The organism is Paraburkholderia xenovorans LB400, assembly GCF_000013645.1.
GTDB lineage: Bacteria > Pseudomonadota > Gammaproteobacteria > Burkholderiales > Burkholderiaceae > Paraburkholderia > Paraburkholderia xenovorans.
Window position 1 is genome coordinate 4,043,326 of sequence record NC_007951.1, and the last position, 21,793, is coordinate 4,065,118.

The 21,793-nt window shown below is 63.9% G+C and carries 22 protein-coding genes; 12 read left to right on the top strand and 10 right to left on the bottom strand.

Features of this window, described 5'->3' with window-relative positions:
• The first annotated feature begins 25 nt into the window (after positions 1-25).
• Entirely contained in the window at positions 26-304 is a 279-nt protein-coding gene (rpsT, locus tag BXE_RS18100) for a 30S ribosomal protein S20 (RefSeq protein WP_007180577.1), read from the top strand.
• Between the two features lie 189 nt (positions 305-493).
• On the opposite strand, the gene BXE_RS18105 is transcribed toward rpsT, so the two are convergent.
• Positions 494-835: a DUF3579 domain-containing protein gene (locus BXE_RS18105; RefSeq protein ID WP_011489674.1), complete on the bottom strand. Its 342-nt coding sequence runs from the start codon at positions 833-835 to the stop codon at positions 494-496.
• A 438-nt stretch (positions 836-1,273) separates the two neighbouring features.
• Here BXE_RS18105 and argF point away from each other — a divergent pair, with 438 nt between their 5' ends.
• Both argF and BXE_RS18115 read left to right on the top strand, forming a co-directional pair.
• Positions 1,274-2,203 (top strand): ornithine carbamoyltransferase, encoded by a 930-nt coding sequence (argF, locus tag BXE_RS18110; protein ID WP_011489675.1) that lies wholly within the window; start codon positions 1,274-1,276, stop codon positions 2,201-2,203.
• A gap of 250 nt (positions 2,204-2,453) precedes the next feature.
• Positions 2,454-3,680 (top strand): argininosuccinate synthase, encoded by a 1,227-nt coding sequence (locus BXE_RS18115; RefSeq protein ID WP_011489676.1) that lies wholly within the window; start codon positions 2,454-2,456, stop codon positions 3,678-3,680.
• A 128-nt stretch (positions 3,681-3,808) separates the two neighbouring features.
• Here BXE_RS18115 and murB read toward each other — a convergent pair whose 3' ends face one another.
• Positions 3,809-4,849 (bottom strand): UDP-N-acetylmuramate dehydrogenase, encoded by a 1,041-nt coding sequence (gene murB, locus BXE_RS18120; RefSeq protein ID WP_011489677.1) that lies wholly within the window; start codon positions 4,847-4,849, stop codon positions 3,809-3,811.
• A 210-nt stretch (positions 4,850-5,059) separates the two neighbouring features.
• Between murB and BXE_RS18125 the strand changes: the two genes are divergently transcribed.
• Positions 5,060-5,545, top strand: a complete 486-nt coding sequence (locus BXE_RS18125; RefSeq protein WP_007180572.1) for a YajQ family cyclic di-GMP-binding protein — start codon at positions 5,060-5,062, stop codon at positions 5,543-5,545.
• Between the two features lie 41 nt (positions 5,546-5,586).
• Here the strand turns inward: BXE_RS18125 and plsY are convergent, their stop codons facing one another.
• Together plsY and ybaK are read right to left on the bottom strand one after the other, a co-directional pair.
• Positions 5,587-6,231, bottom strand: a complete 645-nt coding sequence (gene plsY / locus BXE_RS18130; RefSeq protein ID WP_011489678.1) for a glycerol-3-phosphate 1-O-acyltransferase PlsY — start codon at positions 6,229-6,231, stop codon at positions 5,587-5,589.
• Between the two features lie 125 nt (positions 6,232-6,356).
• Complete coding sequence (gene ybaK, locus BXE_RS18135) at positions 6,357-6,848, bottom strand: Cys-tRNA(Pro) deacylase (RefSeq protein WP_011489679.1); 492 nt, start codon at positions 6,846-6,848, stop codon at positions 6,357-6,359.
• A 140-nt stretch (positions 6,849-6,988) separates the two neighbouring features.
• Between ybaK and BXE_RS18140 the strand changes: the two genes are divergently transcribed.
• The gene (locus BXE_RS18140) at positions 6,989-8,551 is read left to right on the top strand and encodes a class I adenylate-forming enzyme family protein (RefSeq protein WP_011489680.1); all 1,563 of its coding nucleotides are present in this window, start codon (positions 6,989-6,991) and stop codon (positions 8,549-8,551) included.
• Between the two features lie 42 nt (positions 8,552-8,593).
• On the opposite strand, the gene xerD is transcribed toward BXE_RS18140, so the two are convergent.
• The 3 genes from xerD to queG all read right to left on the bottom strand — a co-directional run bounded on the left by xerD (position 8,594) and on the right by queG (position 11,358).
• Positions 8,594-9,529 (bottom strand): site-specific tyrosine recombinase XerD, encoded by a 936-nt coding sequence (xerD, locus tag BXE_RS18145; protein WP_011489681.1) that lies wholly within the window; start codon positions 9,527-9,529, stop codon positions 8,594-8,596.
• Positions 9,526-9,996 carry a methylated-DNA--[protein]-cysteine S-methyltransferase gene (locus tag BXE_RS18150; RefSeq protein ID WP_011489682.1) on the bottom strand — a complete coding sequence of 157 codons (471 nt, stop codon included), beginning with the start codon at positions 9,994-9,996 and terminating at the stop codon, positions 9,526-9,528. The genes xerD and BXE_RS18150 overlap by 4 nt, the downstream gene beginning before the upstream one ends.
• Positions 9,997-10,101: 105 nt before the next feature.
• On the bottom strand, positions 10,102-11,358 hold the full coding sequence (gene queG, locus BXE_RS18155) for a tRNA epoxyqueuosine(34) reductase QueG (RefSeq protein ID WP_011489683.1): 1,257 nt from the start codon (positions 11,356-11,358) through the stop codon (positions 10,102-10,104).
• A 17-nt stretch (positions 11,359-11,375) separates the two neighbouring features.
• On the opposite strand from queG, the gene tsaE reads away from it, so the two are divergent.
• Together tsaE and BXE_RS18165 are read left to right on the top strand one after the other, a co-directional pair.
• Positions 11,376-11,954, top strand: coding sequence for a tRNA (adenosine(37)-N6)-threonylcarbamoyltransferase complex ATPase subunit type 1 TsaE (gene tsaE / locus BXE_RS18160; protein WP_011489684.1), 579 nt, complete (start codon positions 11,376-11,378; stop codon positions 11,952-11,954).
• Positions 11,936-13,516 (top strand): N-acetylmuramoyl-L-alanine amidase, encoded by a 1,581-nt coding sequence (locus tag BXE_RS18165; RefSeq protein WP_038457389.1) that lies wholly within the window; start codon positions 11,936-11,938, stop codon positions 13,514-13,516. Before tsaE ends, BXE_RS18165 begins: the two co-directional genes overlap by 19 nt.
• Positions 13,517-13,610: 94 nt before the next feature.
• Here the strand turns inward: BXE_RS18165 and BXE_RS18170 are convergent, their stop codons facing one another.
• Positions 13,611-14,513, bottom strand: a complete 903-nt coding sequence (locus BXE_RS18170) for an O-acetylserine/cysteine exporter (protein ID WP_011489686.1) — start codon at positions 14,511-14,513, stop codon at positions 13,611-13,613.
• Positions 14,514-14,702: 189 nt separating this feature from the next.
• Here BXE_RS18170 and BXE_RS18175 point away from each other — a divergent pair, with 189 nt between their 5' ends.
• Positions 14,703-15,578: a pirin family protein gene (locus BXE_RS18175; protein ID WP_011489687.1), complete on the top strand. Its 876-nt coding sequence runs from the start codon at positions 14,703-14,705 to the stop codon at positions 15,576-15,578.
• A gap of 81 nt (positions 15,579-15,659) precedes the next feature.
• Positions 15,660-16,508: a thioredoxin gene (trxA, locus tag BXE_RS18180; RefSeq protein ID WP_011489688.1), complete on the top strand. Its 849-nt coding sequence runs from the start codon at positions 15,660-15,662 to the stop codon at positions 16,506-16,508.
• Positions 16,509-16,609: 101 nt separating this feature from the next.
• Here trxA and tcdA read toward each other — a convergent pair whose 3' ends face one another.
• The gene (tcdA, locus tag BXE_RS18185) at positions 16,610-17,467 is read right to left on the bottom strand and encodes a tRNA cyclic N6-threonylcarbamoyladenosine(37) synthase TcdA (RefSeq protein WP_011489689.1); all 858 of its coding nucleotides are present in this window, start codon (positions 17,465-17,467) and stop codon (positions 16,610-16,612) included.
• Positions 17,468-17,694: 227 nt separating this feature from the next.
• Between tcdA and pdxH the strand changes: the two genes are divergently transcribed.
• From pdxH to BXE_RS18200, 3 genes are all read left to right on the top strand, one after another.
• A complete protein-coding gene (pdxH, locus tag BXE_RS18190; protein ID WP_011489690.1) occupies positions 17,695-18,336 on the top strand; it encodes a pyridoxamine 5'-phosphate oxidase in 642 nt (213 codons plus the stop codon).
• 141 nt (positions 18,337-18,477) lie between these two features.
• Positions 18,478-19,692: an SAM-dependent methyltransferase gene (locus BXE_RS18195; protein WP_011489691.1), complete on the top strand. Its 1,215-nt coding sequence runs from the start codon at positions 18,478-18,480 to the stop codon at positions 19,690-19,692.
• A 72-nt stretch (positions 19,693-19,764) separates the two neighbouring features.
• Entirely contained in the window at positions 19,765-21,033 is a 1,269-nt protein-coding gene (locus tag BXE_RS18200) for a DUF72 domain-containing protein (protein ID WP_011489692.1), read from the top strand.
• A 29-nt stretch (positions 21,034-21,062) separates the two neighbouring features.
• Here the strand turns inward: BXE_RS18200 and msrA are convergent, their stop codons facing one another.
• Positions 21,063-21,611, bottom strand: coding sequence for a peptide-methionine (S)-S-oxide reductase MsrA (gene msrA, locus BXE_RS18205; protein WP_011489693.1), 549 nt, complete (start codon positions 21,609-21,611; stop codon positions 21,063-21,065).
• Positions 21,612-21,793 lie beyond the last annotated feature (182 nt).

Sequence of the window (21,793 nt, forward strand, 5' to 3'; positions counted from 1 at the left end):
AACAGGAACAGGATAAGGAACCGTCATGGCTAACTCCGCACAAGCACGCAAGCGCGCCCGCCAGGCCGCCAAGGCAAACTCGCACAACTCGGCACTGCGCTCGAAGTTCCGCACGGCCATCAAGGCTGTCCGCAAGGCGATCGACGCCGGCGACAAGGCCAAGGCCGCTGAGATCTTCCTGGCATCGTCGAAGACCATCGACATCATCGCCGACAAGAAAATCGTTCACAAGAACAAGGCTGCTCGCCATAAGAGCCGCCTCGCTGCAGCCATCAAGGGTCTGCAAGCGCCCGCAGCGCAGTAATTCCGGTCGGCCCGCTTCGGCGGGCTACCTCCTGTTTCCGCTGCATGGAAAGGCCCGCCTCGGCGGGCTTTTTTGTCTGGAACCGGTGCGACCTAATGGCCCGTCCCACCCGCCGATGCCCGTGCTTCGGCCATGAAAAAACCCGCTGCTGGCGGGTTTTTGTTTTTGCCCATTCAACCGGCCTGCGCTTTAGCGCTTATTCTCGGGCCGCTGCGTGCCGTGCTCCGGCGGCAACTCGCAAGCTTCGGTCACGACGAGGTCGTTGTCTTTCGCGAAGTTGAGGACGAAGTCGAATGCCATTGGTTCGATGTCACGCAAACGCGAATCGAGAATCACGCATTTGAGGTCGCCGAGCATGGTTGGCCGGACATAAAGCGAGTACTGCATGTAGGCGTTCGGCCCCTTCCTTGCACCGGGGCCGAAGCACGCCATGACGCCTGCGAGGCGCTCCGACCAGTCGCTCGGCCGAAACTTTTTTCCCGTCGACGTGATGCCCTGAATGAAATATTCGATTGGAGCTGCTTCGGCCATGTAGGAATACCTGTGTGACTGCCCAGCGGGATGACGGCAAAGCTGACGGCGGAAACGGCTTTGAATTGCCTGGACCCGCCAACCATGCCGCGATGGCGAACCGCACCACCAGAACCGCGAAGGGCTGGCTGAGCCGCCTTTGCGCCTGTCATGACGGCGCACCGCGAGCAGGCTTTTCCGAGCCGCGCGAGCCGTGTCCCGCAAGCGAAATACCGGCCTGCTGGGCTTTGGGATAACCCGCAGATTATAGCGCAGCGGACCTTTTTCCGCAGCGCACACAAGACATGTCTGAGCTATCCATAAGCCTTTCAGACCGCTCGAGCGGCCTTTTGGCCGACTCGTCAAACCGGGCGAAATCCTTTATGCTGCATTGAGTTACCACAAACGACGGCGGCGCCGTCCGGCAATCCTGCCGGGTGAGACCGCCGTATTTGTTTCATGACCGCCAAGAAAATTCGCCACTACCTGCAGTTCAAGGATTTCTCGCTGGAAGACTACGAGTACGTGCTGGAACGCGCGCGCATTCTGAAACGCAAGTTCAAGAACTACGAGACCTACCATCCGCTGCACGATCGCACGCTGGCGATGATCTTCGAAAAAAATTCGACACGCACGCGCCTGTCGTTCGAAGCCGGCATCTTCCAGTTGGGCGGCCACGCCGTTTTCATGAGCACGCGTGACACGCAGCTCGGTCGCGGCGAACCGATCGAAGACGCAGCGCAGGTCATCTCGCGCATGGTCGACATCATCATGATCCGCACGTTCGGGCAGGACATTCTCCAGCGCTTCTCCGAGAATTCGCGCGTGCCGGTGATCAACGGGCTGACCAACGAATATCACCCGTGCCAGGTGCTGGCGGACATCTTCACGTACTTCGAGCATCGCGGCCCGATTCGCGGCAAGACGGTCGCGTGGGTCGGCGACGCCAACAACATGCTGTACACGTGGATCGAAGCCGCGCAGATTCTCGGCTTCAAGCTGCGCCTGTCCACGCCGCCGGGCTACAAGCTCGACCGCGCCGTGGTCGCCGCCGAGAGCGCGCCGTTCTACGAAGAATTCGACGATCCGAACGAGGCCTGCGCCGGCGCCGACCTCGTGACCACCGACGTCTGGACCAGCATGGGCTTCGAAGCCGAAAACGAAGCGCGCAAGAAAGCCTTCGCCGACTGGTGCGTCGACGCCGACATGATGGCGCGCGCCAATCCAGATGCGCTCTTCATGCACTGCCTGCCCGCCCACCGCGGCGAGGAAGTGAGCGCGGAGGTGATCGACGGCCCGCAAAGCGTCGTGTGGGACGAGGCGGAAAATCGTCTGCATGTGCAGAAGGCGTTGATGGAATACCTGCTGCTCGGCAAGCTGAATCATTGAGCGAGCCGCTGCCCAGCATCTGAAGCAGCATCTGCGTGAAGCGCGACGGGGCCTTGAATACGAGGCAAGGCATCCACGTTCAGCGCCACGCATGGGGCCGGCGTCCACTGCGTCAAGCGGACCCGGCTTCGTCACCGCACTGCCCCAAAAACGCGGGCAACCGGCGGTTTAGTGTCAAAATAGTGGTTTTCCGCGCTCCGGGACCGCCGGCGCGCCTTGTTTTCCCGCTTTCTCCAGCTACGAGTTCACCATGAGCGATATCAAGAAAGTCGTGCTCGCCTATTCGGGCGGCCTCGACACCTCCGTCATCCTGAAGTGGTTGCAGGACAATTACGACGCCGAAGTCGTCACGTTCACGGCCGACATCGGCCAGGGCGAAGAGCTGGAACCGGCGCGCAAGAAAGCCCTGCAACTCGGCATCAAGCCGGAAAACATCTTTATCGAAGACCTGCGCGAAGAATTCGTGCGTGACTTCGTGTTCCCGATGTTCCGCGCCAACACGATCTATGAAGGCGAGTACCTGCTGGGCACCTCGATCGCGCGTCCGCTGATCGCCAAGCGTCAGATCGAAATCGCGCGCGCCACCGGCGCACAAGCGGTGTCGCACGGCGCAACCGGCAAGGGCAACGACCAGGTTCGCTTCGAACTCGGTTACTACGCGCTGGAACCGGGCATCAAGGTGATCGCGCCGTGGCGCGAATGGGACCTGCTGTCGCGCGAAAAGCTGCTCGCGTATGCCGAAAAGGCCGGCATTCCAATTGAAATGAAGCACAAGCAAGGCGGCGCGCCGTATTCGATGGACGCGAACCTGCTGCACATTTCGTTCGAAGGCCGTCACCTGGAAGATCCGAAAGCGGAAGCGGAAGCCGACATGTGGCGTTGGACCGTCTCGCCGGAAGAAGCGCCGGACCAGGCTGAATACCTCGACATCGAGTACGAGCACGGCGATCCGGTTGCAATCAACGGCAAGCGTCTGTCGCCTGCGGAAATGCTCACCGAACTGAACCGTCTGGGCGGCAAGCACGGCATCGGCCGTCTCGACCTGGTGGAAAACCGTTATGTCGGCATGAAGTCGCGCGGCTGCTACGAAACGCCGGGCGGCACGATCATGCTGAAGGCGCACCGCGGCATCGAGTCGATCACGCTCGACCGTGAAGTGGCTCACCTGAAAGACGATCTGATGCCCCGCTACGCCGCATTGATTTATAACGGCTACTGGTGGAGCCCGGAGCGCCGCGCGCTTCAGGTGCTGATCGACCATACGCAAGAGAAGGTCAACGGCTGGGTGCGTGTGAAGCTGTACAAGGGCAGCGTGTCGGTTGTCGCGCGCGATTCGAAGGAAACGCTGTTCGACAAGACCATCGCAACGTTCGACGACGACGGCGGCGCCTACAACCAGGCCGACGCCGGCGGCTTCATCAAGCTGAACGCACTGCGTATGCGGATTGCGGAAAACGCGCGTCGTCAGCGTGGCTGATGGCGAGTGTTTCGGTGGACGCTGACTTCGCGTAAGCGAAGTCAGGCGCCGCAAGGCTCGGCCAGAGCCAAAACGCAAAAAGGCGCCGGGAGGAGACTCCCGGCGCCTTTTTTATCGGCAGCCGGTCATCACAAACAAACCGGCTCCGGCTCCAGTTCCACCCCAAACCTCTCACGCACATCGCGCTGAATCGCTTTCGCGAGTGCCAGCACTTCGGCGCCACTCGCGCCGCCGCGGTTCACCAGCACCAGCGCCTGCCGTTCATGCACGGCCGCCGCGCCCATCGCGCGGCCTTTCCAGCCGCATCGGTCAATCAGCCAGCCGGCGGCGAGTTTCACCCGCCCGTCTGCCTGCACGTAGGACACGACGTCCGGTTCCCTGAGCTTCAGCGCCTCGAACTGCGCCGGCCCGATCACCGGATTCTTGAAGAAGCTGCCCGCATTGCCGAGTTCCAGCGGATCGGGCAGTTTGGCGCGCCGCACCGCCACCACCGCATCGAAGATGGCCTGCGCGGTCGGCGGCGTGCCGGCATGGCCGTTCGCGGCCAACTCGCGAGCGAGATCCGCATAGCCGGCGCGCGGCTGCCAGACCTTCGGCAAACGGAACGTCACCGACGTAATCACGAAACGGTCGCGCCCTTCCCGCTTGAAAAAACTGTCGCGATAGCCGAAGCGGCACGCCTGCGCATCCAGCTCGACCACCGCGCCCGTGGTCAACTCCACCGCGCGCAGCGACGCAAAGCGCTCGCACATCTCCAATCCGTACGCGCCGATGTTCTGGATCGGCGCCGCGCCCACCGTGCCCGGGATCAACGCGAGGTTTTCGAGACCCGCCATTCCTTGCGACAAAGTCCAGCCGACAAACTCATGCCACGGCTCGCCGCCCGCTGCTTCGACGTACCATGCATCATTGTCTTCACGCACGACGCGGCGGCCCCGCAGCGCGACCAGCAATACCAGACCGCCAAAGTCGCCGGTCAGGACGACATTGCTGCCGCCGCCCAGCACGAGGCGCGGCAGGCCGGCCGCGCGCGGATCGCGCACCGCGGGCATCAATTGCGCTTCCTGCTCGATGCGGCATGCAAACCGCGCGCGAACATCGAAGCCGAAGGTGTTGTGCGCCTTGAGCGGATAGCCGGCAAGGAACGCGGCGGATTCGGTTTGGGACATCGGAACGAGAACGGTGGAACTCACGAATGAAACAACGAATAAAGCAGCCGATCGAACCGGCTTGCGGCGCCAGCCGGGCGACAATGCGCGGCGGCCTTGGGCAAAAGGGAGTGGCGTCGGTAAAATGACGTCCGGTCCGTGATTATAGCGAGTGCCTCGCGAGCAGCCGGCCGGTTGCGTCGCGCACCGCAGCACTATTGGGAGAAAGCAATGCCATCGTTTGACGTCGTCTGCGAAGCGAACATGATCGAAGTCAAGAACGCGATCGAGCAGTCCAACAAGGAAATTTCAACGCGCTTCGACTTCAAAGGGTCGGACGCGCGCGTCGAACACAAGGAAAACGAAATCACGGCCTACGCGGACGATGATTTCAAACTCGGCCAGGTGAAAGACGTGCTGCTGTCGAAAATGGCCAAGCGCAACGTGGACGTGCGCTTCCTCGACTACGGCAAGATCGAGAAGATCGGCGGCGACAAGGTCAAGCAGGTCATCAAGATCAAGAAGGGCGTGTCGGGCGATCTGTCGAAGAAAATCGTGCGCCTCGTGAAGGACAGCAAGATCAAGGTTCAGGCGAGCATTCAGGGCGACGCGGTGCGCATCACCGGCGGCAAGCGCGACGATCTGCAAAGCGTGATCGCCATGCTGCGCAAGGACGTGACGGACACGCCGCTCGACTTCAACAACTTCCGCGACTGACGCTTCGGCGCGCGAACCCCGCGCGCCAATGCATCAGCCCGTCAGACGTCGCTCCCCGCCGTCGGCTTTGCCGCCGCATCCGCCTTCTTCCTGTCGCCAATCCGGCTTTCCTGCCCGCGCATCAGCTTGGCAATATTGCCGCGATGGCGCCACACCAGCAGCGAGCTCATCACGACAATCGCCAGCGCGATGATATGCGGCCCGAACAGAAAGCCGTCGAAGATCGGCGCGAACACCGCCGCGGCCAACGCCGCCAGCGACGAATAGCGCGTGAAGAATGCCACGATCAGCCAGGTCAGCAAGGTAGCCACGCCGAGGATCGGATTGATCGCAAGCAGCACGCCCGCTGCGGTCGCCACGCCCTTGCCGCCCTTGAAGCGAAAGAAAGCCGGATACAGGTGGCCGAGAAACACGGCAACCGCCGCGATCGCCACCGACGTGTCGTCGAGCCCATAGCGCGCGCCGAAGTGCACGACGAACCACACCGGCAGCCAGCCCTTGAACGCGTCGCCGATCAGCGTGAGAATCGCGGCCTTCTTGCTGCCGCTGCGCAGCACGTTGGTGGCGCCCGGATTGCCCGAGCCGTACGAGCGCGGGTCGTCGAGGCCCATCGCGGCGCTCACGATCACGGCGAACGACACCGAACCGATCAGGTAGGCAACGACAGCAACGATCAGGTTTTGCATCTGGGACTCTTATAAGGATCGGCGGTCTGAAACTCGATACCCCAACCGCAACAGGGCGCGCAACTCGGAACGAAGCGGCGCACATTCTACCGAACCGGCGCGCCCGGAAAACATTCAGGCAAACGTCAATCGACGCTCGCGCACTGAACCGGCTTCGCCGCCAGCAACTGCGTCAACACCTTCGGCTCGATGCTGACCAGAAAACCGCGCCGGCCGCCGTTCAGCCAGATCTGGTCCATTTGGAGAATGCTCGATTCGACGTACACCGGCATCTGCTTTCTCGTGCCGAACGGCGAGGTGCCGCCGATCAGGTAGCCGGAATGCCGGTTCGCCACTTCGGGCTTGCACGGCTCGACGCGCTTCGCGCCGATCTGCCGCGCGAGGTTCTTGGTGCTGACGGTACGGTCGCCGTGCATCAGCACGATCAGCGGCCTGGCGTGCTCGTCTTCCATCACCAGCGTCTTCACCACGTGATGTTCGTCCACGCCGAGCTGGCGGGCCGATTCCCCGGTGCCGCCGTGTTCGACATAATCGTAAGGATGCTCGCCGAAAGTGACGCCGTGGCGGCGCAGAAACTGCGTGGCCGGCGTTTCGGAGACGTGTCTGGATTTGCTCATCGGCGCATTGTAATGGCGACTTTACGCAACGGCTATTTGCCGAATGGTCGATTGTGCGGGCCCGGCGATTATGGCACGATCGTTCGAAAATCCTCCGGCGCACCGCACGCCGGGCACCGACTCGTTTCTGGGAGACAGCGTTGAGCCTCGATTCATCCACCCGTTCCACGATCGACATTCCCGCGCTGCTGGCTGCACTGCCCGCGCGGATCGCCGACATTGCCGCGCTCGCTGCCGCGCGTGATCCACACCATATCGCATTGATCGAGGATGCGCGCCGTCTGAGCAGCGCGCAACTGCTGCAGGCCGTCGACGCCGCCACCGCGCTGCTGCGCGAATGGGGCGTGCGCGGCGGCGATCGCGTGATGATCGTCGCCGAGAACAGCATCGCGCAGATCGTGCTGCTGTTCGCGACCGCGAGGCTCGATGCGTGGGCGCTGGTGTCGAACGCGCGGCTGTCGGCAGCCGAACTCGACTCGATCCGCGCGCATGCGCAACCGCGCGTGGTCGCCTACGCCACGGAAAGCTCGACCGACGCCGAACAGCACGCTCGGCGGCATCGAGCCACCACGGCGCCGGCTATCACGCCGGACATCGGCAACTGGTCGTACGCCGTGGACAGCGCGGCGGTAGCCGAACCTGTCGAAGCCGCCGACCACCGCCAATGCGCCGCGTTGATCTACACCACCGGCACGACCGGCGCACCGAAGGGCGTGATGCTCTCGCATCGCAATCTGCTCTTCATCGCCGCAATGTCGAGCCGCTTGCGCAAAGTCGGCCCGGACGACGTCGTCTACGCCGTGCTGCCGATCTCGCACGTGTACGGCTTCGCGTCGGTGTGTCTGGGCAGCCTGCACGCGGGCGCGACCTTGCGGCTCGTACCGCGCTTCGCACCGGAAGCCGTGCGCCGCGCCCTCGCCGGGGAACGCGTGTCGATCTTCCAGGGCGTGCCGGCCATGCACGCCAAACTGCTCGAGTATCTGAAAACGCACGGGCACCCGTGGTCCGCGCCGCAACTGCGTTTCGCCTATTCAGGCGGCTCGCCGCTCGACGCCGCGTTGAAAGCGCAGGTGGAACGCGTCTACGGTTTGCCGCTGCACAACGGTTACGGCATGACCGAGAGCAGCCCGACCGTGTCGCACACCATGCTCGATGCGCCGCGCAGCGACTGCTCCGTCGGCGAGGTCATTCCGGGTGTCGAAGTGCGTTTCGTCGGACTCGACGGCATCGACGCCGCGAAGGGCGAGATCGGCGAGCTATGGGTGCGCGGTCCGAATGTGATGCTCGGCTACTACCGCAGCCCCGAGCAGACCCGGACGGTCGTGACCGAAGACGGCTGGCTCAAAACCGGCGATCTCGCGCGGCAGGACGCCGACGGCGCATTGCATATCGTCGGGCGCAGCAAGGAGTTGATCATCCGTTCGGGCTTCAATGTGTATCCGGCCGAGGTCGAGCATGTGTTGAACGCGCATCCGCAAGTCGTGCAGTCGGCGGTGGTCGGGCGCGCGGTGGAAGGCAACGAGGAAGTGGTCGCGTTCGTCGAACTGATTGCGGGTGCGACGGTGACGCCCGCCGAGTTGATCGACTGGTGCGGCGAGCGTCTCGCGCCGTACAAGCGGCCGGCCGAAGTCAAAGTGCTTGCCGCGCTGCCGGCCGCATCGACCGGCAAGATTCTCAAGCATCGGCTGCGCGAGTTTCTCTGAGCAAAGGGCAAGCGCAAGGGCAAGCGCCACCGCGAGCGCAAATCAACCCCGCGGATGATGCTGCGCATGCAGCGACTTCAACCGTTCACGGGCCACGTGCGTGTAGATCTGCGTGGTCGAAATATCCGTGTGGCCGAGCAGCAGTTGCACGACACGCAGGTCGGCGCCGTGATTGAGCAGATGCGTGGCGAACGCGTGCCGCAACGTGTGCGGCGACAACGGCGCATTCACACCGGCCGCCGCCGCGTGACGCTTGATGATGTTCCAGAACTGCTGGCGCGTCATACCCTCCGCGCGGCCCGTCACGAACAGCGCGTCTGTCGCGCGCGCGCCGAGCAATGCGGGCCGCGCCTCGCGCAGATAGCGTTCGATCCAGCCGTGCGCCTCTTCGCCGAACGGAATCAGGCGCTCCTTCGAGCCTTTGCCCATGACGCGCACCACGCCCTCGTTCAGGCCCACTTCCACGGTTTTCAGCGTGACGAGTTCGGTCACGCGCAGACCGCTCGCGTACATCAGCTCCAGCATCGTACGGTCGCGCAGACCCAACGGCGTATCGACGTCGGGCGCGCCGAGCAGCGCTTCGACTTGCGCTTCGGTGAGCGTGGACGGAAAACGCGGCGGCTGTTTCGCCGAACGGATGCGCACCGTCGGATCGACCTTCGCGCGATGCTCGCGCACCGCCCAGCCGTAGTAGCGGCGAAACACCGAGAGCCGCCTGTTCGCCGAGGTCGATTTGTCCTTCTGCCGTGCAGCGCTATACGCGTTCAGATCGGCTTCGCTTGCGGTGTCGAGCGAAGCATTGCGGCTCTGCGCGAGCCATTCGCAAAAGAGACGCAGATCGCGGCGGTACGCGTCGAGCGTGTTGCGCGACAGGCCATGTTCGAGCCACAGCGCGTCGCAGAATGCGTCGATCGACGCCGAGCTGGCAACAAAGAGAGGTGACGCGGCGGGCGCGTCGTCGATCAAGGTATCGCTCATGCGTAGGGAATGCCTTCATGCGCCAGCAGCCAGCGCTTCACGTTGCGGAAGAAACCCTCTTCGGCGTGATTCGCAAAACCGCCGATGCCGCTCGAACTCACCACCCGATGGCATGGAATCACAATCGGAAAGTAATTCGCACCGCACGCCTGACCGATCGCGCGCGGCGCGCTGCCGAGTTGCCTTGCCAATTGCCCATAGGTCAGCACGACGCCCGGCGGAATGTCGCTGATGGCCTGCCAGACGCGCTTCTGAAATGCGGTGCCCACCGAGGCAAGCGGCAACTCGAACTTCGCCGAAGCACGCTCGAAATATCGTTCGATCTGCTCGGCCGCCTGCCTCGCCAACGGCGTGCCGGGTGCGACGTTTTGCATGGAATCCGGCAGATAGACGATCTCGCGCACGGCCTCGCCTTCGAGGCGGATGCCAACCTTGCCGAACGGTGCATCGATCACTGCGTTGAACATGATTGCCTGCTCCTCACTGGCGCGACGTTCCGCCTCACAAGCTGGCGCACCTGCATATCGCGCAGATGCGCGGCGCACGCCAGTGCCCCATAGATTGCCGCTACTTTACGCCGCTTCCAACGCCCATTCCACATGCTCGCGCACAACTGCCGAAGCGTCGCCGGCACGCGCTCTGAGCGCCTGCACGATTGCGTCACGCGCCGCTTCGCTCAAACTGTCGGGCGACGCGCGCAGCGCATTGCCCATGCCCACCGCGAGATTGCGCAGCCAGCTCTCGTAGCCGATCCGGCGAATCGCGCTGCCCTGCATGCGCGTCTCGAAGTCGTCCGCGCTCCACGAGAAAAGCTCGACGAGCGACGCGCGATCGAGCCCATGCCGCACGTCGAAATCGGCGACCGGCGCGGCCTGCGCGAACTTGTTCCACGGGCACACGAGCTGACAATCGTCGCAGCCATACACGCGATTGCCGATCAGCGGCCGCATTTCCAGCGGAATGCTGCCCTTCAACTCGATCGTGAGATAGGAGATGCACAGGCGTGCATCGACCTTGTAAGGCGCGACGATCGCACCGGTCGGACACGCGCCGATGCAGCGCGTGCAACTGCCGCAATGCGAGCCCGGCGTTTCGGGCGCGCGCTCGGGCGAGGTTTCGGCATCCGTCGGCAACGGCACGTCGACATAGATTTCACCGAGGAAAAACAGCGACCCGGCGTCGCGCTGCAACAGCAGCGTGTGCTTGCCGCGCCAGCCGATGCCGGCCTTCTGGGCAAGTTCTACCTCCAGCACCGGCGCCGAATCGGTAAATACGCGGTAGCCGAACGCGCCGATCTCCGCCTCGATTTTTTCGGCGAGATGTTGCAGACGGTTACGCATGACCTTGTGATAGTCGCGGCCGCGCGCATAGATCGACACCACCGCTGCGCACGGGTCCGCGAGCCGCGCGTGCTCAACCGCGCGCCAGTCCTGCCTCGCCTGCTTCTCCAGCGCGAGCGGGCCGTCCTGCAAAGCGCTTTCATGCGCCTTTCCACTCATTGTCCCCGCAGGCAGATAAGCGACGCGCGCGGTGATCACACGTCGCGTGCCGGCCACAAGCTCGGCGGGCCGCGCGCGTTTCATGCCGTGTTTCGCCATATAATCCATCTCGCCGTGGCAACCCGCTTCCAGCCAGGCTGCAAGCGGCGCTTCGGCGGCGGAGAGATCGGTGTCGCTAATGCCGATCGCTCCGAAACCCAGTTCACGGCCCCACGTTTTGATGTTCAGCGCGAGCGCGTTCAGCGCCGTTTCATTGAAATGACGCTCGGCACGCGCATCGTCGTCAGACGCAGGCGGGCAGGAAACAGGGGACTCCGGACTTCGGTTCATCACGCCATTTTACGAGAATGCCTGTCAATCCCGATCTCGCGATCCAACCGCCCGCCAACGTCCTGCTCGAACGCACCTTCGCGTTCGCGGACGAAGCCGCCACACTCGCGTTCGGCAAGCGCTTCGCGAAGGCGATCGAAAGCGTGCGTGAGGCTTCGCAACAGGCGCCGGGCGTTCAGGACCACACGGCATTCCACGGGCTGCAAGTGCAACTCGTCGGCGACCTCGGCGCGGGCAAAACCACCCTCGTGCGCGCAACCTTGCGCGGTCTCGGCCACACCGGCCGCGTGCGCAGTCCCACTTACACACTCGTCGAACCTTACGTGCTCGAGCGCCCCGCCGGGGAACTCGCGCTCTATCACTTCGATCTGTACAGATTCACCGATCCGGCCGAATGGGCCGACGCGGGCTTTCGCGAGTACTTCGACAGCGGCGCTGTCTGCCTCGTCGAATGGCCGCAACGCGCGGGGCGCCTCTTGGGCGTGCCGGATCTCGTCTTCTCGCTCGACCTCGATAACGAGAACCAGGGCGATGGCCGTGTGCTCGTCGCACGGGCATACAGCGAACCAGGAAAGGCATGTCTCGAAAGATGTTGATCAAACCGTTCCGCTCGATCGAATCGGCGGCCACCGCAACGCATAACTGGCGGCGCCGGCAGATTCTGCGCGCGGGTGCGTCCACGCTCGTGCTCGGTCTCGTCGCGCCGCGCCTCGCCTGGGCGAGTTCGGTGCTCGGCGTGCGGGTCTGGCCGGCGCGCGACTACACACGCGTGACGATCGAATCCGATCAGCCTCTGCAGAACGCACAGCAGTTGCTGCAGGGACCGGACCGGCTGGTGGTCGACCTGAGCGGCCTCGATCTGGACCAGGCGTTGAAAGACCTCGTGTCGAAGATCACGCCGAACGATCCGCAGATCCAATCGGTGCGCGTCGGGCAATATCAGCCGCATGTGGTGCGCATGGTGTTCGACCTGAAGGGCTCGGTGAAGCCGCAGGTGTTCACGCTGCCGCCGGTCGGCGCGTACAAATACCGGCTGGTGTTCGACCTGTACCCGGCGGTCGCGCCTGACCCGTTGATGGATCTGCTCGCGCAGACGGAACGCAAGCAGCAGACGCTGAACGAAGAGAACAGCGCGCCGCCGCCTGTCACGCTGAGCGGCCCCGGTACTACGCCGCCCACCGCCGACAACAGTGAGGCGTTCTTCGAGCGTTACGCGCAGAACAGCGGCAGCGGGTCCGCGCCGGGCGTGCCGCGTCCGCCCGCGCGCGTCGCGCCGACACCCGTTCCGCCGATTCCCGGCAAGCCCGCCGCGCCGGTGGCGCCACCCACGGCCATCGCACGCAACAAGGGCAACGGCGGCAACGGCGCCAGCACGCTGGGCGCGGACGATGCCGGCAGCGACGACACCTACGCGTTCACCAACCCCAAGTCCGGCAAGAGCAACACGGTGCGTCTGCTGACCGTCGCGATCGACCCCGGTCATGGCGGCGAGGACCCGGGCGCGATCGGCGGCTCGGGCACGTATGAGAAACACGTCGCGCTCGACATCGCGAAGAAGCTGCGCGCGAAGATCGACGCGCAACCCAACATGCGCGCCATGATGACGCGCGACGCCGACTTTTTCGTGCCGCTGAACGTACGTGTGCAGAAGGCGCGGCGCGTCGGCGCGGACCTGTTCGTGTCGATCCATGCCGACGCGTTCACCACGCCCGACGCGAAGGGCTCGTCGGTGTTCGCGCTGTCCGAGCATGGCGCGTCGAGCGCCGCGGCGCGCTGGATGGCGAACAAGGAGAACTCGTCGGATCAGATCGGCGGCATCAACATCAAGTCCGCCGACGCTACCGTGAACCGCGCGCTGTTCGATATGTCGACCACCGCGCAGATTCGCGACTCCATGCGCTACGGCAACTTCGTGCTGAAGGAGATCGGCGGCATCAACAAGCTGCACAAGGGCTCGGTCGAACAGGCGGGGTTCGCGGTGCTGAAGGCGCCGGACATTCCGTCGATCCTCGTGGAGACCGCGTTCATCAGCAACCCGGACGAAGAGCGCCGCCTGAACGACGACGCGTATCGCGAGAAGATGGCCGATGCGATCATGACCGGCATCAAGCGCTATTTCGCGGCAAATCCGCCGCTCGCGAAAAGCCGCATGACGTGATGACTTCGCTTGCAGCAACACAATGAAATACGGCCGCTCGATGCGGCCGTATTTTCGTCGTCGTGGTGCGCGTTTTCGCGCGCGTCTTTCGTGCTCAATCAGACGCGTCAGTTGCCCGACGCGCCGGCGAAAACCGCTGCACCACCCAGCCGCCGAACACGTTCACGGCCAACCCCGCCATCACCAGCAACGCACCGGCGATCTGCGCCGAGGACAGTTGCTCGTCGAGAAACAGCGACGCCGACGCGAGCCCGACAATCGGCACCAGCAGCGAAAACGGCGCGACCTGGCTTGCCGGGTAGCGCGACAGCAGCCGGCTCCACAAGCCGTAGCCGAGCAGCGTGGCAATGAACGCGAGATACACGATCGCGAAGATCGACATCGCGCTGATGCCGGCGAGCGCCGCGGCGATCCGCTGCGGGCCCTCGAACGCGTACGACAGCGCAAAAAACGGCAGCGGCGGAATCAGGCTGCCCCACACCACGAGTCCGACGAGATCGACCTTGCCGACCTTCTTCGTGACGATGTTGCCGAGCGCCCACGAACACGCGGCGCACAGCGTGAGGACGAAACCGGCCAGCGTCATGGCACGCCCCCCTTGCATGCCGATCACGGCAAGCCCGGCCGCCGCGATCGCCAATCCCGCGACATTCGGCAAGCGGAACCGCTCATGCAGGAAGATAGCCGCGAAGATCAGCGTAAAGAACGCCTGCGCCTGCAACACCAGCGACGCGAGTCCGGCCGGCATGCCGACATACATGGCCGAGAACAGAAAAGCGAACTGCCCGAACGAGATCGTCGCGCCGTAGGCGAGCAGCCAGCGCCACGGCAGGTTGGGCCGTTTGATGAAAAACACCGCCGGCACCGCGGCGAGCGTGAAGCGCAGCGCGCCGAGCAGCATCGGCGGCACGCCATGCAGACCCACCTTGATCACGACGAAGTTGATGCCCCATGCCACGACGACGACCAGCGCGAGCAGCAAATCCCTGGGCGACATGCGCTCTCCAATTGATTGTTCGATCCGGCAGTTTAGCGGAGCCGGCAGAAGCGGGCGATGGACCGCCCGATGGACCGCATTACGGATTCCCGGAACGCCGGCATGCCGTCCAGCAATCGTCATGGCTGCCCTCCGCAGTAGAATCGTTCATTGAGCCGATCTCCACTCATCCTTCCAGCCGAGCCCGCCATGTCCTCCTCGATCAAAGCAGTCCTCAAGCCGCATCTGCGCGACGTCGGCAATCTGACCGTGCGGCGCGTGCTGCCGGCCATGCAGGCGCGCCTGATCGGCCCGTTCATCTTCTTCGACCACATGGGCCCGGCCACCCTCGAACCCGGCGTCGGCCTCGACGTGCGGCCGCATCCGCATATCGGCCTCGCCACCGTGACCTATCTGTTCGAAGGGGCGGTCATGCATCGCGACAGCCTCGGCTCGGCGCAGAAAATCGTTCCCGGCGACGTCAACTGGATGACGGCCGGGCGCGGCATCGTCCACTCCGAGCGCACGCCGGACGAAGATCGCGCGAGCGGCCTGACCATGCACGGCATTCAGACCTGGGTCGCGCTGCCGCTCGAAGACGAAGAGATCGAGCCGTCGTTCGCGCATCACGCGGCGTACACGCTACCGGTGGTCGAGCGCAACGGCGTGACGCTGCGGGTGATCGCGGGCACGGCTTTCGGGGCAACCTCGCCGGTCGCGACATTCTCCGGCACGCTGTATGTGGCCGGCGAATTCGCGCCGGGCAGCGCCTTCGCGCTCGAACCTGAACACGAGGAACGCGGCGTCTACCTGGTGGACGGCGATCTGGAAATCGACGGCACGCCGCTCGAAGCCGGTCAGATGGCCGTGCTCGCGCTCGACGAAACGGTCACGCTGGCGAGCACCCACGGCGCGCGCGTGATACTGCTCGGCGGCGAGAAGCTGGACGGCGAGCGCTTTATCGAGTGGAATTTCGTCGCCAGTTCGCGCGAGAAGATCGAAGCCGCGAAGCTCGCATGGACCCATCAGGAAATGGGCAAGGTGCCGGGCGAAACCGAATGGATTCCGCTGCCCCAGCGCAAATGAACACCGGCGGGTTCGGGCAGCATTGAATCCGCGGCGTTCGGCCCCAACTAACCGTCAAACCGTTTTATCGACGAGGACGCAATGGACACCACTCTGGCCACTTTCGAACAGGACGTCATCACGGCGTCGACACTGGCCCCCGTGCTGGTCGATTTCTGGGCGCCCTGGTGCGGCCCGTGCAAGACGCTCGGTCCGATGCTCGAAAAGCTCGAAGCCGAAGCCGCCGGCAAATGGAAGCTGGTGAAGGTCAACGTAGACGAAAATCAGGAACTGGCCGCGCACTTCCAGGTGCGCAGCATTCCGCACGTCATGGCATTCGCCGACGGGCGGCCGGTCGATCAGTTCGTCGGCGTGCTGCCCGAAGGCCAGTTGCGCGAGTTTATCGAGCGGCTCGTGCCGCAAGGCGCGGACGCCGCGCGTCTGGAGGCGCAAGCCGCGCTGGCCGAAGGCCGCCGCGAAGATGCCTACGAGGCGCTGCAAGCGGCCCTCGCCTACGACCCGGGTTTCGACGAAGCGCGCATGGACCGCATTGAAATGCTGCTCGAAGACAACCGTATCGACGAGGCTCGCGGCGAAGTCGATCTGCTGTCGCCGAAAACGACGCAAGGCATCGACGCGCGTTTCAACGCGATCAAGACGCGCCTCGACGCACTGGACGCCGCCGCGGCCTTGCCGCCGACCGATGCGCTGGAAGCGAAGGTCGCCGCCGACCCGGCCGATCTCGAAGCGCGCTTCGATCTCGCCAGTGCGTTCATCGCCCGCCTCAAATATGCGGAAGCGCTCGAGCAACTGCTTGCGATCGTGCAGCGCGACCGCACGTTCCGCGACGATATCGGCCGTAAGACCATGCTGTCGGTGTTCGATCTGGCCGCGCATCAGCCGGAGCTGGTGTCGCAATGGCGGCGCAAGCTGAGCGCCTCGCTGTTCTGATCTGCCCAGTCAGGATTCAGGCTTCAGGCGCGGCCGGTGTGCCGCGCCTGAATACGCGACTTTCCGGATATGCCGCGGCGTTTGCCGCAACCTGACTCACCTCAAGCCGTGGCCTGCTTCGCCAACGCCCGCAGCACATGCGCGGCCGCGGCAAAACCGAAGCTCGCCGTCACGCACACGCTCGACCCAAAGCCCGCACAGTTCAGACCGACCGGTCCCGTGTGACCCGGCGACGTGCTCACGTGCTCGGCTTCCATGTCTATATCGCAGACGGCGGCTTCCGGGTAGATCAGCGGCTCGTCGGAATACACCGCGCTCACCTTGAACTTCGCCTTCGGCCCGCGCGGAAAGCCGTGCTGTTTGCGCAGTTGGCCGCGCACCTTCGACAACAGCGGGTCCTGAATGGTCAGCGCGAGATCGTCGATGCGAATGCGCGTCGGGTCGAGCTGGCCGCCCGCGCCGCCGACCGTGATCAACGGCTGTTTCTTTTCCACACACCATGCGATCAGCGCGGTCTTGGTGCGCACGCTGTCGATCGCATCGACCACGTAATCGAAGCCGCCGCCGAGCGTAGCCTCGAAATTGTCCGGCTCGACGAAGTCTTCGATCAGGCGCACGTCGCAAAACGGATTGATCGCCGCAATGCGCTCCGCCATCGCTTCGACCTTCGGTTTCCCGTAGTTGCCGTCGAGCGCATGGATCTGCCGGTTAGTGTTGCTTTCGGCGACGTTGTCGAGATCGATCAGCGTCAGCGTGCCGAGCGCGCTGCGCGCGAGCGCCTCGGCCACCCACGACCCGACCCCGCCAATGCCGATGACCGCCACGTGCGCGCCTTCGAACGCAGCGAGCGCCGGTGCGCCGTACAAGCGGGCAATGCCGCCGAAGCGCCGCGCGCGGTCGGCGGTTTCACTCCCGTCGAGGCTGGTAGTAAGATCGGATGGCGCGGTGGTGCTGGACATGATGGCAGGGCTCGTTGATCAGGCAAAAATACAGGATGGCAACGCTCACGCGTGCGCAACCCCGTATTCTGCCTGAACGCATCAGCTTGCATCGCCGTGGAAAGTGCAGCACCGTGGGCCGCAGCGCGTCGGCATGCACCAGAGCACGCGCGAAGCCTTGACCTGGCTACGCGCAAAAAATTAGCGCCTTAGCTATACTGGTTGGACTGTAGCGTTCGCATAAGAACATGACCTCACTCGCCGAACTTCGAAAAAACTATTCGCTGGGTTCTCTGGACGTCGGCGATGTCGACCGCAACCCGTTTCGTCAATTCGACACGTGGTTCAAACAGGCGGTAGACGCCCAACTGCCTGAACCGAATACCATGACGCTGGCCACGGTCGACCCGCGCGGCCGACCGTCGGCGCGCATCGTGCTGATCAAGGGCGTCGACGAGCGCGGCTTTGTGTTCTTCACCAATTACGAGAGCCGTAAAGGCCGCGAACTGGCGGCCAATCCCTACGCCAGCCTGCTGTTCTACTGGATAGAACTGGAGCGCCAGGTGCGCGTCGAGGGACGTATCGTCAAGACCAGTGCGGAAGAAAGCGATGGCTATTTCGCGTCGCGCCCGCTCGGTTCACGTATCGGTGCGTGGGCATCCAATCAGAGTCAGGTAATTGAAAGCCGTTCGCAGCTCGAAACACGCGAACGCGAATTCAGCCTGCTATACGGCGATCAACCGCCGCGTCCGCCACACTGGGGTGGCTATCGTTTGGTGCCCGAAGCAATCGAGTTCTGGCAGGGCCGGCCGTCGCGTCTGCACGACCGCCTGCTCTACACCCGATCGGACGAACACAGCGACTGGCAAATCTCCCGCCTGTCGCCTTGAACCGGCATACAACGCCGGCAGTGCGTTGCCAATGCAGCAGCGCGCGCCGGCAGGACGGCATCTCGCGGCATAGGAGTTGCGCCGCATCGGGCTGCAGTCCACACAAGCTTTGCTTTAATTCAACGGACACGGAGAGATCGCATGTTCTGGGAGAAGAAGCTGGCGCAGTGGGTGGAAGATGTAAAAATCAAGGCTAACGTTCCAGCACGCCTCGTGCTGTGGGACGGTCAGCAACATGACTTCGGGCAGTTCGCCGCGCCCCAGGTCACGTTGCATGTCAAGAGCGCCACGGCGCTGCCCTATCTGCTCGAACCGAGCCTCGACAATCTCGGCGAGGCGTACGTGAAGGGCAAGATCGACATCGAGGGCAAGCTGTCGGACATCATCAACGTCGGCTACCAGCTGGCGCGCAACACCGTCACCAGCGCGGGCAAGCTGGCGCGCGTGCGGCGCTACTTCAATCATTCGAAGGCGTCGGACAAGAAGGCGATCCAGTATCACTACGACGTCTCGAACGAGTTCTACAAGCTGTGGCTCGACGAGAACATGGTGTACTCGTGCGCCTACTTCGAGAACGGCGACGAAGATCTCGCCACCGCGCAGATCAAGAAGATCGACCACATCCTCACCAAGATCCAGTTGCAGCCGGGGCAGCGCCTGCTCGATATCGGCTGCGGCTGGGGCGCGCTCGTGCTGCGCGCGGCACAGAAGTTCGGCGCGAAATGTGTGGGCGTGACGCTCTCGCAGAACCAGTTCGACCTCGCCACCGCGCGCGTGAAAGCCGCGGGTCTCGAAGGCCAGATCGAGATCCGTCTGCAGGATTACCGCGACGTCGAGGGGCAATTCGATCGCATCACGAGCGTCGGCATGTTCGAGCACGTGGGCCGCAAGAATCTGCCGGGGTACTTTGGGAAGATTCGCGATCTGCTGGTCGACGACGGCATCGCCATGAATCACGGCATTACGTCGAGCGATTCGGATAGCGGCGAGACGGCGCTGGGCGGCGGCGAATTCATCGACCGTTATGTGTTCCCGGACGGCGAGCTGCCGCATATCGGCCTCGCGCTCGAAGCCATGCAGCGCGGCGGGCTCGAAGCAGTTGACGTCGAAAGCCTGCGCCGTCACTATGCGCACACGCTGGACATCTGGGCGGACAATTTCGAAACGCACGCTGACGAAGCCCGCAAACTGGTCGACGACGAAAAATTCCGTATCTGGCGCGTCTACCTCGCGGGTTGCGCCTACGCGTTCGAAAACGACGACGTCTCCATCTACCAGGTGGTGTGCCGCAAAGCCGGCCGCAGCGCGAAAACCCTGCCATGGTCGCGCCGCTATATGTACGACAAACCGCTGTAATACGGTTGCGCCGCGGCGCCGTGCATGAGCGGGCGACCGCGGCGCAACCTTTGAACAGCAGACCGGACACCGATGGACCAGAGCGGGACAAGCGAAGTTGAACAGCCGGTAGAAGGCGAGTCTGACGCTGCGGGCGAAGCCGTGCAGTTCGATCTGTTCGGCATGCCGGTGCAAACGCCGGCGCCGAAGGGCGAAGGCCGGATCAAGCCGTCAAGTCCGAAGAGCGCTGTAACCCTTTCGCAGCCGGACGACGCCGGCGCCGCGCCTGATGAAGCCGACACCGCGACCGTCCCCGCCGTCGCCAAAAAGCGCCGCGCGCGGGAAATCCTCGCCGCCCCGCCCTCGCCCGAACTGCTCGCACTCGCGGCGCAACTGCCGGCGCAGATCCATCTCGGCACCTCGACGTGGTCGTTTCCAGGTTGGAACGGCATTGTCTACGGCGACGAATACAGCAACAGCAAACTCTCGCGCGAAGGTCTCACGGCCTATGGTGCGCATCCGCTGCTCAAGACCGTCAGCATAGACCGCTCGTTTTATCAGGCGCTCACGGTCACCGAGTATTTGCGCTACGCGCAGCAAGTGCCCGAGCACTTCCGCTTCATCGTCAAAGCGCCGATGACGATCACCGACGCCACCGTGCGCGCCGAACGCGGCGAGCCGGTCTCGATGAACCCGTGCTTTCTGAACGCGCAAATGGCGATCGACGACTTCGTCACGCCTTGCCTCGAAGGCCTCGGCGCCAAGGCCGGTGCACTGGTGTTCCAGATTTCACCGCTGCCGGATCAGATGCTCGCGCAGCCGGCGGCATTCATCGAACGGCTGGGCGAATTTCTCGCGGCCTTGCCGAAGCTGCCCGACGGCACCTGCTACGCGATCGAAATCCGCGATGCGAGCCTGCTCACGCCGCGCTTCATCCGCACGCTCAAAGCGGCGGGCGTGCGCTATTGCGTGGGAATTCACGCCCGCATGCCCGACCCGCTGCGCCAGGCCGCGGCGCTCGCGCTGCTGGACGGCGAACCGGCCGGGCCGCTAATCGTGCGCTGGAGTCTGCACGGCGGCTTCAAATACGAACAGGCGAAGGCGAAGTACGAACCGTTCAACCAGCTGGTCGATCAGGATCCGGCGACCCGCGCCTCACTCGCCGAACTGGCCGCGCGCTACGCGCTGGCCGGCCAGCCGGTGGTGATCGCGATCAACAACAAGGCGGAAGGCTCGGCGCCGCTGAGTTGCGTGGAGCTGGCGCGCGCCATCATCGACGCGTATGCGCGGCTGGTTCATGAGCACGAACATGAGCCCCCGCCGGCCGACGGGGACGGGAGCCCACCTCACTCCGACGCTTGAGAGGGAGCGTCGGCCAGCCGCTCGCCGTGTCAGCTCGCCTTGATCCGGTGAGCAAACTTCTGACGAAACTTCGCCACCTTGGGCGCCACCACGAACGAGCAGTAACCCTGATTCGGATGGTGCGCAAAATAGTTCTGGTGATAATCCTCGGCAGGCCAGTAGTTGTCGTTGAGCGGCAACACCTGGGTGACGATCTGGCCGTCGTAGATCTGCTGTTCGCCAATCTCGCGGATCGCCTGCAGCGCGATCTCCCGCTGCGCGTCGGAATGCGTGAAGATCACCGAGCGGTATTGCGTGCCGACGTCGTTGCCCTGCCGGTTCAACTGCGTCGGATCGTGGATCGCGAAGAAGATGTCGAGAATCTCGCGATAGCTGATCTTCGCCGGATCGAAGTCGACCTTCACGACTTCCGCGTGGCCCGTTTCGCCGTCGCACACGTCTTCATAAGTCGGATGCCGGGCCTCACCACCCGCGTAGCCCGACTCCACCGCGTTCACACCTTCGACGCCCAGATACACCGCTTCAAGGCACCAGAAACAACCGCCGCCGAGAGTGGCGACTTCGCCTGTCTGATTCATGCTGCCCGCTCCTTGAACTCATAATCGGCCGATGCCGGTCCACGCTTCGCCGCAACGCCCGTTCCACCCGCTGATTTTCCAGCTTAGCGGGTTTTTCGCTCACCGGCTCGCGGTCACGGCCAATCCGCCGCGATTGCAGTTAAAATTGGGACAAATCGACGATTTTCACTATGACTTTCGAA